This window comes from uncultured Treponema sp., assembly GCF_946187725.1.
Taxonomy (GTDB): domain Bacteria; phylum Spirochaetota; class Spirochaetia; order Treponematales; family Treponemataceae; genus Treponema_D.
This window is the reverse complement of record NZ_CAMHSK010000010.1, coordinates 46,349-60,161: the sequence shown is the minus strand read 5'-3', so window position 1 is coordinate 60,161 and position 13,813 is coordinate 46,349. Positions and strand designations below refer to the sequence as shown.

At 42.8% G+C, this 13,813-nt stretch carries 7 protein-coding genes; all 7 read left to right on the top strand.

Annotated features, from left to right (window positions below; translation table 11 throughout):
• Positions 1-5 precede the first annotated feature (5 nt).
• From Q0Q74_RS06020 to Q0Q74_RS05990, 7 genes are read left to right on the top strand one after another with little or no spacing between them, the layout of a single operon-like run.
• Positions 6-2,897 carry a tetratricopeptide repeat protein gene (locus Q0Q74_RS06020; protein WP_294429370.1) on the top strand — a complete coding sequence of 964 codons (2,892 nt, stop codon included), beginning with the start codon at positions 6-8 and terminating at the stop codon, positions 2,895-2,897.
• Between the two features lie 46 nt (positions 2,898-2,943).
• A complete protein-coding gene (locus Q0Q74_RS06015; RefSeq protein WP_294429368.1) occupies positions 2,944-4,656 on the top strand; it encodes a hypothetical protein in 1,713 nt (570 codons plus the stop codon).
• Positions 4,657-4,669: 13 nt separating this feature from the next.
• A complete protein-coding gene (locus Q0Q74_RS06010; protein ID WP_294429366.1) occupies positions 4,670-5,281 on the top strand; it encodes a MotA/TolQ/ExbB proton channel family protein in 612 nt (203 codons plus the stop codon).
• Positions 5,278-5,685, top strand: coding sequence for a biopolymer transporter ExbD (locus Q0Q74_RS06005; RefSeq protein ID WP_294429365.1), 408 nt, complete (start codon positions 5,278-5,280; stop codon positions 5,683-5,685). The genes Q0Q74_RS06010 and Q0Q74_RS06005 overlap by 4 nt, the downstream gene beginning before the upstream one ends.
• Positions 5,682-6,875, top strand: coding sequence for a hypothetical protein (locus Q0Q74_RS06000; protein WP_294429364.1), 1,194 nt, complete (start codon positions 5,682-5,684; stop codon positions 6,873-6,875). Before Q0Q74_RS06005 ends, Q0Q74_RS06000 begins: the two co-directional genes overlap by 4 nt.
• 50 nt (positions 6,876-6,925) lie before the next feature.
• Positions 6,926-7,594, top strand: coding sequence for an HAD family hydrolase (locus Q0Q74_RS05995; RefSeq protein WP_294429363.1), 669 nt, complete (start codon positions 6,926-6,928; stop codon positions 7,592-7,594).
• Positions 7,595-7,634: 40 nt separating this feature from the next.
• A complete protein-coding gene (locus Q0Q74_RS05990) occupies positions 7,635-13,790 on the top strand; it encodes a hypothetical protein (RefSeq protein WP_294429360.1) in 6,156 nt (2,051 codons plus the stop codon).
• Positions 13,791-13,813 lie beyond the last annotated feature (23 nt).

Sequence of the window (13,813 nt, the reverse complement as noted above, 5' to 3'; positions counted from 1 at the left end):
CCGAAATGCAGAACATGAAGAAATTTTTTATAGTTCCATTTGTTTTTCTGATTTTACCACCGCTTTTCTCTGAGAACAAAAAGCTTGCCGCAGATTTAAAATCAAGCTACAAGTCAGGGTTTTATCCTGGTGTCGTTCGTTATGCCGAAGAAATTCTTCGCACAGAGAAAAATTCGCTCGCAACATTCAGGGCGGCCGTTTATGAAGGCGAAAGTCTCTTTAGGATGGGGCGCATCGAGGATTCCATTGCGATTCTAAAAAAACACCAGATGAACGGTGATTCGCTTAATCCTGAGACAGTTTTGCTTAATGCGGCCAGATTTTTCTGGCTTGGACGGGCTTATTTTTCACAGGGCGAGCTTGCGCTTGCTCAGAGCTCTTTTTTTGCCAGTGCGGCGATTTTTAAGGATTTGCAGGAAATCAGTCCGAAAGACGCGGAAAATTCTTTCGATTATTATGCACTTTCTATGCTTTACGGTGGAAAGTGTTATTTTCAGTCAAAAGATTTCAAGAAGGTCGTTCCGCTTTTTGAATATGTCGTTTCGAACGGTGCAAAATTCAGCCGATTTGATTTTGATGATGCCGTTCTTTCGCTGGCACAGACCTATAATCAGCTTGGGGATTTCGAGAATGCCCGAAAATGTGAAAATCTGCTTTCCCAGCTTGAGAATGTGGATTTTGATGATGAAACCGCTTATTCCCTTCTGATTTTAAAAGGTGAAGCTCAGGAAAATCAAAAAAAATACAAAGCGGCCTACGAAACTTATTGCACTGTAATCGAAAAGGCACCGTCACATCTGGCGGCAACTGCAATGCAGAAGGCTTATGCCGTCTCTTCTGAGCACAAAGCTGAAGTTGGCAGTGAACCGGGAAGCGTTCTTTTGAATGCAGAAAATCGTCTTTCCGAATATCCTGATTTGCTTTCAGAATTCTGGACAAGACTTGCAGTTGATGCCTTCAACGAAAAGGATTACAAAAAATCACTCTCATATTTCACCGAAGCCGAACACAGTGCGTCTGACTCACAGAAAGAAATTTCGGCTGTTTATCGTGCGGAAATCGCTTATCTGACGGCGAATGAAAAATCTGCCGGATGCAAAAAGGCAGTCTCTATTTTGGGCGAAGCCGTTCTTACAAAATCAGGTTCAAAAAACGAGACGATTCTGCTTTCAATCGCAAGATATAACGCTTATCTGAAAAACTGGAAAGATTGCGAAACTTACGCGGCAAAATGCCTTAAATCAGAAAATGATGAGATTCAAAAAAATGCGGTCTACTGGTTCGCACTTGCCAAATATGAATCAGGAGACATCGTTCAGGCGATAAATTCAATCGAAAACTACAATCGTGAACTGAACGGACTTCCGCCGGTTCCGTCTACTGCAAAAGCGCCACCTTCTCCGCTAAAAATTACCGAAAAATCGATTCTGAATCTTTATGCAAAATCTCTTGCAAAACAGGGAAAATACCACGATGCCGATGTGATTTTCTATTCTCTGGGCGAAAAGAATCAGCTTGATAATGACGGTCGTCTGGACTATTCGCGCACACTCCTGATTGCGGGGCACTACATTTCAACGAAAGAGCAGGCTTCAAAGGCTAAAGGCGATGAGGCGATTTATCTTGCGGCACTGGCTTCTTTTAATCAGCACAGGTGGGGCGAGGCAGAATCTGCTTTCTCAAAGGTGATTTCATCAAAGACCCTTCAAAAAGATTATGTGGCTTACGCTCAGTTTTACATGGGATATGCTCAATATCAGCTTGGGGAATATTCAAAGGCTGTCACTTCATTGATTCATTTTATAGAAGAAAATCCTCTGCATCTTTTTTCATGGTCTGCAAACATGACTGCGGCCCGTGCGGCAACTTTTGCTAAAAATGAATCGGTTGCGCTTAGTTCGGCACAAAAAGCTGTCAGAATTGCAAAGAATGAAAGCGAAAAAAATGAGGCGATTCTTCTGAATGCCGGAATTCTTTCAGATTCTCAGAAATTCGATGAGGCGCTTGCAGTCCTTTCTCCATACACAAACCAGCGCTCTGCATTCGGCTATGACTGTAAATATCGAAGTGCGGAAATCCTTGTTCAGAAAGGAAATTTTGCCGGAGCGGACAAGTATTTTGCTGAACTTGCAGCATTAACTGACAGTAATTTTGCTCTGATTGCAGAAGAATCCTGCTACAGGCGTGCAGAAATTGCATATTCGCAGGGAGATTTTGGAAAAGCGGCGGAACTTTTCAGCGAATACAGCCGTCGTTTTGCAGGCGGAAGATTTAATTTCGCGGCAATTTATTTTTCTGCGGATTCAATGGCAAAAAGCGGCGACGAAACAAAGGCAATTCTCCGCTATCTACAGATTGTTGATTCGAAAGCAGAAACTTCATATCGCTATGGTTCAGAAAAAAATCTCGTGGACTTGTATCAGAAAACTGGTGAACTCAAGGAAGCGATTGCCATGGCGAATAAAATGATTGATGATTATGGCGAGCAGGCTTTACGAGACGGAATCGACAAAAAAATCAAAGAACTGAAAAATTCGACTGTCTGGAACGCAAATTCTGAAGAAGACAGAATAAAATCTGCGGAAACAGCACTTGCCAAACAGAAGAAAGATCCTTCGCAGAGTGCGGCTGCCATGAAGAATGCGATTTTCCTTGCTGGTGCATACCGAAACCGTGGCGAAAACAAAAAATCGGCAGAAATGTATCTTGATGCCGTAAAATATTCGCGACAGGCAGGAAAAGATGATAATGCTGCCAGAAGTTTGTACGGGGCAGTTGAATCATTTGATGCGGCAGGTTTATACGCAGATGCAAAGGCGACTTTCACAGAGATGAAGAAGCTTTATCCAGAAAATAAATATACAAAAGATGCAGAAAAAATCGTGAATCACTTGTAGTCAAGGAGGCAACGCCGTTAACGCGGAGTTTATAAGGAGTTTAGTGATGAAGAAATTTTTATTGAAAATGATTTTACTTTCAGCCACTGTTTCAATTTTCGCACAGAATCAGGCAAAGCAGAACGAGGTAGTCGAAGAAGAAATTGAGTTGCCCGATGTCACGACTGTTGTAAACGGAAAAACTTTCACCGCAGGCAAAGACTCGGTTCCTGATTATACAAAGATTTTGCCTGAGTCTTCTGCACCAAAGGTTCAGCTTCCTCAGATGGAAGGCGTAAAGGCCGCCAGGGAAATTCCTGAAAGCCGGGAGCGTGCAAGTCAAAAAGAAAAGGACATTTACGCACAGGGCGAGCTCGGTGCCGGTTATCCTTTCTATTTTAAAGGCGATTTTTCGATTTACAGGGCTTCGGGAAATTCACCATTTGAAATTGATTTTAATCATGAAAGTTCAGAAGGTTTTGCCGGCAAAAAGTCAAAGGAAGGCTATTTTGAGCGGGGAACTTCTGTTCACGGAAAAAAATCGCTGTTCGGAACTTACGGAAAGCATGAAATTGAGGGCGAGTACAAGATGAGTGATGACGGCCTTCAGCTCAAATCTGACGCATTTTCTGACACGGTAAAGCATACAATTTCAGGAAATGCTGAATCAAACTGGCGTACTGACAAAGGGCTGCTTATTTCTTATGGAGTGGACGCTGCATGGTTTAACCGTTACGGCGAAGTCATGAAGGACAATTTTACGAGCGGAAATTATATCGATAGTACGAAAATCATGGACTTGAATCCCTTTGCAGGAATCGGCTGGACGGACGATGTTTTTAAGCTCATCTTCACTGGTTTTTACGGATTTCAGGCAAATCTTGAAAAGGGTGAAAATCTTTTGAAACTCGAAGATTCTTCAAGTGCTGACTATTCGCATCGCGGACAGTTTAAGCTGGCTCTTTCAGTAGAAAATGAATCAATTACTGCTGGTGCAGATGGTTCTGTAATCGTCGGAACTGCAACTGGTTCAAAAAAAGTTCTCCCGGCATTTACAGGCATTTTTGACCTCAAGACCGAAAGCTTTACTGAAGACAGGGACATCACGCTTTCATTCCGGGGCGGCCTCGATTCTTATCAGGAAAAAATACGCAATCTTGAGAATAAATACCGCTTTGCTGTAGCACCGGCCCTTCCATGTGAAACTTCGGACTGGTTTGCAAGCCTTGATTTGACACTGCCTGTTTTGAGTTCATTTGAAGTAAAATCTGGCTTTGAATTCCGAAAAACTGCCTTTGAAAACGGAATCTGGATGGCAAAGTACGAGAATTCAAATCTTCTCTCTGCTATCGATGCAGCGGAAGCAGTTCATAATTTTGGCCTTTATCTGATTGCACCTGAAGAGCGCACGGAATTCAACACAAATCTTGGTTTCTTTGCTGATTTTTCACCTGTTAAAGCCGGATTGGAATGGAAATCATTCTGGAAAGATTGTCCGACTCTTGAAGATGAACATAAAGTCCGCCTTTCGCTCGAATATCAGAGTCTTGATGCAAAGTGGAATGCCGGAACTTCAACGCTTTTTGCTCTTGGCGAAAATGCCGACAAATGTCCGAATCTTTCTGGATGGGCAGAAATCCGGGTAGCTGGCGCGCTTAGTATTGCTTTTGAAGTCAATGATGTAATAAAATTACTTCATGGAACAAGCCGCGATTTCGCACATTCTCAGTACATAACAACTTCTGGAAATGCGGTTTTGCTGGCTAAATTCCAGTTCTAATTGAGGGGAAAATATGATTGGTTTATTAAAAAGTGGCGGAATCTTGATGATTCCGATTTTGCTTTGTGGTCTTTTTGCGACTTACATTATCATTGAGCGTTGCGTTTACTTTGCTTCAGTTCAGAAGCGCGACAGAGAATTACGCAAAAATCTTGAGGAACTGCTTGGACGCGGAGAATTTTCTGCAGCAGAGGCTTTCTGCAATCAGGCTGGCACGCCGCTCTCTCATGTGGCCAAAAAGGCAATCGGCTGTCGTAAGCTCACCGAAGATGACATGCGTGAAATCGTTCAGTGCGAGATTGATTCTGTTGCACCACAGTTTGATCACTGGCTCACTCTTTTGAGCACAATCGCAAATATTTCAACACTTCTCGGTCTTTTTGGAACTGTAACCGGCAACATTAAGGCATTCGGTGTTTTGGGTTCCGGGGGTACCATGGGTAATCCGGCTGTTCTCGCAAGTTCAATTTCCGAGGCCTTGATGACAACTGCGGCTGGTCTTTTTGTTGCAATTCCTTCTCTTATTTTCAGCAATGCTCTTTCACGCAAGGCAGACAAGCTTGTTACTGAAATGGAAGGCACGGTCACAAAATTGATTCTCAGACTCACCGGGCGAGTTCTATGAAAGTTTCCAATCGAAAAAGACGGGGCGTAAATGTCGATCTTACGCCGATGATTGATGTCGTTTTTCAGCTGATTCTGTTTTTTCTCGTTTCAACGACTTTTGCAATTTTACCGGCAATCAATGTAAATTTGCCCGAAAGTTCAACGGCACAGGGAGCCGACATCGCAGGAATCACAATTACCGTTCAGTCAAATGGCAAAATGTGGTTCAATGATGAGCAGGTTTCGTTCAGGACGCTGGGTGAAAAACTGGCAAATTATGACACTGAAGGCCGCAAAAAAGAAGAATATCCGGTCACTCTTGAAGCTGATGAAAATGTAACGAACGGTTCAATCGTTAAAATCTTTGATGTTCTTCGTGGCGAAGGATTTGTGAGCGTAAATCTTAGGACGAGCGAAAAATGAGGCAGGTTGAGCAGAAACCCGCAATCGTGGGAGCTGTAGGCACGGTTCTGGTCTGGATTTTGATTTTTCTCTTCTTTTATTTTGGGGCGATTCTGCTTGCACCAAAGCAGTATAAAACTATAAAAATTCGGCTTGACGCACCCACAAAAACTGAAAGTCCGAAGAATGCCGAAAGCAAAAAATCTGAATCTCAAAAGACCGAGCAAAAAAAATCCGAACCTCAAAAAGCTGAAACTTCTGCTCAAAAGACAGAAAATAATACAAAGGGGGAAGTCTCCCCCTCACTTCAGCCGGCTGCGCCGTCTTTCGCTACCCCTTCTGCGGGGACACCCCGCAACGCCCCTGCTAAATCAGAGGCAAAAAAATCTGAGCCAAAAAAAACGGAGCCTAAAAAGGCAGAACCTGCAAAATCTGCTTCTAAGCCTTCGGAGCCTAAAAAAACTGAGCCTGCAAAAACAACGCAGGCTACAAAAAAAACTGAAACGAAGACCGTTGAACAGCCTAAACCTGTCGAGCAAAAGCTGCAAAAAAGCATGGAAGAACTTATGGCTGAACAGCAGCAGAAAAAGGCACCCAAAAAAGAATTTGACTGGTCTCAGTTTGATGAAATCGAAGGCACGACTTCTTCAAATTCTTCATCATCAGCGGTCGCAAAGGTAAATCCAAGCACTGCGGCAAGTCAGAACGCATTTTCTGGCAGTGCGGCATCATCTTCTTCAAACACATCAACTGCTACGACTGTGGCTTCAAGCACGGCACGCTCTTCTGCAAATCAGACGGCTAGTGCGGCCACATCAAGCGCGCTTGCTCAGGCTGTTTCCGCAAAGGCATATTCTTCATCGTCTGGTGATGTTTCTTCTTCTGTTACGGCAAACACTGGAAAATCATCAGACGGCAAGGTTTCACTTCAAATGACTGACGGCACGCCGCGAGTTCTTCTGGAACCGGCCGAGCCTAAAATCATTCTTTCTCCAGAAGCGGCTGCCCTGATTGACAGCACAAAACGCCTCACCGTTTCATTCACAGTTACTGCAAGCGGAAATGTTCCGGTCACAAGCGTAAAAATTTCTCCGGATATTCTTCCGTCACTCGTTACAATGGAAATCCGTGAGCAAATTTCGCGCTGGCGATTCCAGGCTGTTTCTTATGACGGTACGGCTCGTTTCGACTACACGATTAAAAAGAATTAGACTGGCAATTTTATTGAAAATTTCCTGTTTTTAATCTATAATTAGTCGTTATGCTCGATGATATAAAGGCTGTTGCGTTTGACATTGACGGCACTCTTTACCCTTCTTTCTCTCTATACTGGAGGATTATTCCATATATCATCAGGCATTTTCGATTCTATCTGCACTACAATAAAGTCCGAAAAATCATGCACAGAACGGCTCCCCTGCCGGATTTTTACGAGTATCAGGGGCGGGTTTTTGCCGAGCATTACGGTTGTACAGTCGCCGAAGCAAAAGCCCAAATCAAAAGAATTGCTTATGACGGTCTCAGGCCGTACTTTGAACGAATCAAGCCATTCACGGCAGTACACGAAACCTTCAAAGCTCTCCGCGAAAAGGGCTACAAAATCGCTCTCCTTTCCGATTTTCCTCCAAGTCAAAAAGGTGAAATCTGGGGCTTAATTCCTTACTGCGATTTTGTTCTCGGTTCAGAAGAACTTGGAGCACTCAAACCTTCAAAATATCCGTTTGGTGTTATGGCAAAGGCTCTTGCGCTTGAACCAAATCAAATCCTTTATGTCGGCAATAGTTTCAAATTTGATGTCCGTGGGGCAAATAATGCCGGCATGAAAAGTGCAGTAATCGCTTCTCCGCTTAAAAAATTTTTCAGCAAAAAAATCAAAGAAGCTGATATTTCATTCTCAAACTATCGTCAATTTCTCAATATTGTGTTATAATAAGTGGCTTAACTTTTAAAGTTAGGGTGGGGATAAAAAAGTGATAGGTCTAGCAGTATTATTGTCGATTGTTGCGTCGGCTTCAGTCTCTTTTGTCATGCGTAAATTGGGCGGTGGAACTCCGACCAACGATAATCTCAGGGTTTTCATTGAAAATAAAAAAAAGGAAATAGAGCGGATGTTCGAGGAACGAGGTCAGCGCTTAAATTCTATTTCCGCCGATCTTGAAACTCAGCAGGCTCAGGCCGCCGCCGCTGTAAAAAAACTTGAATCACAAATCTCTGAATTTGACTCCGCAAGTGCTGATTTTGACAAGCAGTTTGATGCTGTTGACAATATCGGCCAAAAAATCGACGCGTACGGCAAAGTCCTTTCTGAACTTATGGAAATGACAGAAAATGTCGAAGAAAACCTGCTCCGAATCAAAAAAGAATCTGCATTAATCGAAAAACTGAATTCCAAAATCGCCGAACAGGAAAAGGCAGTAAACAGAATCGAAGGCAAAATCCCCGAAATCAGCAACGAATTCTCAAAGCGAAACAACGAAAGTCTCAAGCTCATTGGAACCGAGCTTCTTAATCAATATAAAGAACGCGCCCAGGAAATTGACGGCTCTACAACGGCATCTGTTGAACGCGTTGAAGAACTTCTCAAACATCTTCAGAACGGCATAAAAGAAGCATACGAACAGGCTGCAAGCAAGGCACAAAATCTTGAAGAACAGGCATTTGCTCAGCTTACTCAGGCAGCCGAAAGTCGCAAAGAAAATATCCTCAAGGCAATGGAAAGCCAGACTAACCAGCTTTCAGGTCAGATTGATAATCAGATTGCTGTTTCACAAAAGGCAAGCATTGCAAAAATCACTGAACTTGAAACTGCGCTTAATCAAAAAGTCGGAGCTATTGCCACAAATGTAGACAATGATATCGCTGAAATAGATTCTTCTATAAAAGAGAAGACTAAGGCTCTCAATCAGCAGTTTAACGCCGGAAATGCAGAAATCCGCCAGCTTCTTACAGAGGCACTTTCTTCTGCAAAAGCTACTTCAAAGGAACTTGCGGCAGAAAACAACGGCAACGGAAAAACTCTCGAAACTTTGCGCGAAAATTTGGGCAAGCAGATTCAGACTTTGCAGGAACGATACGCAAAACTGTTCCAGAAAGCAATTCAGAATGCGGACGAAAAAGAAACCGCCGCTTACGAAAAATATCAGAAAATTTCAGACGAGCATCTTGATTTGTTCAAGTCTCGTGTTGAAGAAAAAATCAATGGAATGCAGAGTGAAGTCAATTCACGCGTTACGAATTTCACGACGGACATCACAGAAAAACAGACTGAAATCGAAGCAAAAGTTTCTGGTCTTGTTGAAAATGTTGAGGGCAGATTTGCAAATCTTTCAGGTGGAATCGAAGGCAAATTCAACGAGTTGCAGTCAAGCGTTGTCTCTAAATTTGCCGGTCTCACTCAGGGCGTTGACGAAAAAGTCACGGACATGCAGCGTGACATGCTCACAAAAATCACCAATTTGCAGAACGAAGTTGATTCAAAAGTCGTCGAGCTGCATGATTCTGTTGAAGCGAGCGTAAGTGAAATTCAGCGTGAAGTAAATGGAAGGGTTTCAAGCCTTCAGGGTGATGTTGATGTTAAGGTCACGAATTTCACGAATGATATTTTTGCACGCCAGCAGGAAGTTGAAAATACTGTTTCGGGCATGGCAGAAAGTGTTGAAAGTCGTGTTGCCAGTCTTTCAGACGGAATCGAAAATAAATTCAATGAATTGCAGACCGGAGTCATTGCGAAATTTGCAACGCTTACAGAAGGTGTTGAATCAAAAGTCAATGATTTGCAGCAGGATGTTGTCACAAAAATCAATGATTTGCAGGGCGATGTAAATCAGAAGATTGATACAATCGAAAATTCTGTTCAGGGCAAAATCGAAGAGCTTAATGGTACAGTTGACGGTAAGGTTAATTCCCTTGTTCAGACTGTCGAAGAGCGAGTTAACGGCCTCGATTACGATGTAGACGGCAAGGTCGATGAAATCGTTAAAGGCATCAATGATAAAGTTGATTCACTTCAGGCTATTGTTGACTCAAAAGTTGACGGCATGGAAAACCGCGTCAATGAAAAGGTCTACACGCTTGAAAGTGCGGTTGATACAAAAATCAATGATTTGGAACAGAAAGTCAGTGATAAGGTCGCTGATTTGGATGATGTTGTTGAATATAAGGTCAGCGGAATTGATGAAACTGTTTCCAAAAAAGTTGACGGCTTGCAGGGCATGGTTGATTCCAGAGTTGCGGGCCTCGAAGACGGTGTATCGCAGAAGGTCAGCGGTCTTCAGGAAATGGTAGATTCAAAGGTTTCAGGTCTTGAAGATGGCGTAACCAGAAAAGTCCTTGATTTGCAGGAACTGGTTGAAGGCAAGGTTTCAGGACTTGAAACTGAGGTTACTCAGAAAGTTGATACTTTGCAGGGCATGGTCGATTCAACAGTCGGCGGTCTTGAAACAGATGTTACTCAAAAAGTCACCGGTCTTCAGGAAATGGTTGAAGGTAAGGTTTCGGAACTCGAAGGCGAAGTCAATCAAAAGGTTGACGGCTTGCAGGAGATGGTCGAAGGCAAGGTTTCCGGCCTTGAAGCAGAGGTTACTCAGAAAGTTGATACATTGCAGGGCATGGTCGATACAAAAGTCACCGGTCTTGAAGCTGGCGTAACTCAGAAAGTATCTGAACTTCAGGAACTGGTTGAAGGTAAAGTCTCAGAGCTTGAAGGCGAAGTCAATCAAAAGGTTGACGGTATGCAGGAGATGGTCGAAGGCAAGGTTACTGGTCTTGAAGTTGATGTCAATCAGAAAGTTAACAATCTTCAGGGAATGGTCGATTCAACGGTCGGCGGTCTTGAAACAGATGTCACTCAGAAAGTCACTGATTTGCAGAATGCGGTCAATACAAAAGTCAAAAATCTTGAAAGCGGCGTCACAGAAAAAGTTGCTGATTTGCAGAACATGGTCGAAACAAAGGTTACAGGCCTTGATGGTTCAGTAGCAGAAAAACTTGAAATTTTGCAGAATCTTGTTAATGGAAAAGCAACTGGTCTTGAAGACGGCGTTGTCGCAAAAATCACTGATTTGCAGAATCTTGTTGAATCGCGGGTTACAGGCCTTGAAGACCAGGTAAACGGTCGAGTTCATACTTTGCAGGATTTTGTTGAAGGAAGAGTTGGCGGCCTTGAAAGTGATGTAAAAAACAAGGTCGATGAACTTCAGGGAATCGTTGAGCAGAAAGTCGGTGGCTTGCAGAATATCGTTGAATCAAAAGTCACTGTAATTGTTGATGGTGTTGCACGAAAAGTTGCTGATTTGGACGAAGCGGTCAATTCAAATGTCTCAAAACTTGACATCGGTGTAAGCGAAAAGATGCAGCAGCTTCTTGAGGCTGTAAACGGAAAAGTCTCTGAAATCCAGCAGAATGTTGTTGAGCAGGTCACTGATTTGCAGGGCGAAGTAAATACAAAAGTCAGCTCAATGCAGGAAGGTGTTCAGCGTATTGTTTCTGATTTGGAAGAGCAGGTCGATGCAAAAGTCGCTGATTTGCAGGAAAATGTCTCAGAGAAAGTCACGACATTCCAGAGCAATATTGTTTCATTGCAAGAGAGTGTTGTTGATAAAGTAACTAATTTGCAGAACGATGTAATTAACAAGGTCGAAAATCTTGAAAATGAAGTCGAAAACCGAATCTCAAGCCTCGAAAGTAGTGTTGACAATCGCGTAAACGGCACAAATGAAAAGGTTGAGGCAACCCTCAGCGAAGTCAAACAGAATCTTGAAGCATCAACTGAAGGTGCTTCGGAAGCAGCGGCTACGATTACAAAAACTGTCACAGCGGCAACTGAGCAACTCAATACATTTAAACTTCAGTCTGATCAGCAAATCAAGTCAATCAATGAAATGCTTAAAGACATGCTTGAGAACATTGCCGGCACTTACGATACCAAAAAATCTGAGCTTTTCTCTGCGGTTGACCGTCAGCTTGAAGCTTATCAGAAAGAAATGCAGTATCGTTTCGATAAACTTGAACAGACCGGAAATGATGTCGATGCTCTTGAGCAGGAACTTAAACAGTCGCTTGCCAAAACACAGGAGCGCGTTCTTGCAGAATTCAACAAATTTACAGAAGAACAGGCAATTCGGCACAATCAGTTCCAGGACGCAATTCAAAAAGATTCAGAAGTCACACAGGGAAGGCTTGCGGAACTCGAAAGTTCACTCAAAGTGCTCGAAGAATCTGCAAGTACGAATGTCACCGAAGCACTTAATGCCTTTGAAAAGAAGTACGGTGATGATTTGCGCCGCCGAAGCGAAGAAATTGACGCGAACATCGATTCTTGGCGTGAAAATTTTGATTCCAAGATGTCGATTTTGCAGTCTGATGAAGAAGAAAATCGCCGTCAGCTTGAAGTGAAGTACGCCGAAGATTTAAGAAATCATGTTGCTTCACTTACAGAAAAGACACGCGAAACTCTTGAACGATATGATTCTCTTATAAAGAAGACAAATGAAGATTTGCAGGCTCAGATTATCGAAGTTGAGCAGAAAATGCACGATTTCCGCGAAAAGAACCGTGCAGACTTGGATGCTGCGACCACAAATTCTGATTCTTATATCAAGGGAACGCTCAAAACTTACGGTGAACGCCTTAACGAGCTTTTGAACAAATCAATTGATTCAAGTTCTACAAAAATCAGTGATTTGGAACTTGAATTGCTCAACCGAACAGAGGCAAACAAAGCGAATATCGATGCAATGGTCGGTGATTTCAGGGCATGGAGTACCCAGCTCAACAATCAGTTCGAGCAGTCAAAATCGCTTTATAGTTCAAAATTTGAGAATATTAATAAGGCGGCAGAACAGGCCCTCACAGAAATCAAAAATAAATTCAATGCTGATTTTGAAGAGTTCAAGCGTTCTGCAAATTCTGACCAGGAAGAAATTTCTGCAAACATTGGCGAATTAAAGGACATGATTCAGGCTTCTGTTTCAACTTTCCGGACCGAGTCTGAAAAAATTGTTTCTGAGCAGGAAAAATCATACAATAAGATTCTCAACGAAACAAAAGAGCGCATTTCGGCACAGAATGCTGATTCAGAAAAAGCTGTCCGTGAAATCCAGAAACAAATTGAGGATATGAAGAATCAGCTTGCAGAACGACAGGGCGAAACAATCATGCAGATGAACAACAATGTTGATGCCCTGCAGAGCCGTTTCAGCGAAATTGATGGTCAGGTTAAGAATTTCGAAGCGAGAATGCAGATTTATCAGAAAGCAGATGAACTTCAGGCAAGCCTCGAAAAGCAGATTGAAGGAATCAAAAAAGAGCTTACTCGAATCGGAACATATCAGTCTGTTGTCAACGAGCTTGAAGGTCAGTTCACGAACATTCAGCGAATTAACAGTGACATCGACCAGAAACTTGCTAAATTTAATGCTGAAAAGAGCCAGATTGATTCAATCGAACGCGATTTCAACCGCCTCGTAAATTTGAGTGACACAATGGATCAGAAAATCAGCGAATTGCAGACAACAAATTCTGATTTGCAGTCTTTGCAGCTCACTGTGCGAAGTTTCCACGAATCCCTTGATAAAATTTCGGGCCGTTATGACAATCTCGAAAAGAAACAGGCTGTCCTGGAGCAAATTTCTGGCGAAGTCGATAAAACTTTTGACAATCTCAAAAATGTTGAGAGTCGTCTTGATACTGTTCAGAATCAGGCAGAAACTCTTCCGCAGACAATTTCCAAAATTCAGGCTCGAATCGAAGAAATTACTGCTAATTCGGGCAAAATCAATGATGCCGTTGAGCAAATCACTTCTTTGCAGAATTTGCTTGAAGAAACCGAAAAGCGAACTGAGCAGGTTCAGAAGGCAAAAGAAGGCATCGTGAACACGGAAATCCGTCTCAACAAATTGTCACAGGAAATCAACGATAAGTTCGACATGCTTGAGAAAATCACTCGTGCCGAAGTTGAAGAAAGTGCGGCTGAATCAGGTTCATACAGCGCAGGCTCAAGGCTTTCGCCAAAAGACCGCGAAACAATTATTCAGCTTAAACGAATGGGCTGGACCGTAGAAGAAATTGCCCGCCGATACAAGAGAACGGTTGGCGAAGTCGAAATGGTAATTGAAATGGGATTGTAAGTGTAAGAATTAGAAATTAGCAA

Bases quoted from the DNA above. Each gene is read 5' to 3' on its own strand.
- Q0Q74_RS06020 (WP_294429370.1), top strand. From the start codon at position 6: ATGCAGAACATGAAGAAATTTTTTATAGTTCCATTTGTTTTTCTGATT.
- Q0Q74_RS06015 (WP_294429368.1), top strand. From the start codon at position 2,944: ATGAAGAAATTTTTATTGAAAATGATTTTACTTTCAGCCACTGTTTCA.
- Q0Q74_RS06010 (WP_294429366.1), top strand. From the start codon at position 4,670: ATGATTGGTTTATTAAAAAGTGGCGGAATCTTGATGATTCCGATTTTG.
- Q0Q74_RS06005 (WP_294429365.1), top strand. From the start codon at position 5,278: ATGAAAGTTTCCAATCGAAAAAGACGGGGCGTAAATGTCGATCTTACG.
- Q0Q74_RS06000 (WP_294429364.1), top strand. From the start codon at position 5,682: ATGAGGCAGGTTGAGCAGAAACCCGCAATCGTGGGAGCTGTAGGCACG.
- Q0Q74_RS05995 (WP_294429363.1), top strand. From the start codon at position 6,926: ATGCTCGATGATATAAAGGCTGTTGCGTTTGACATTGACGGCACTCTT.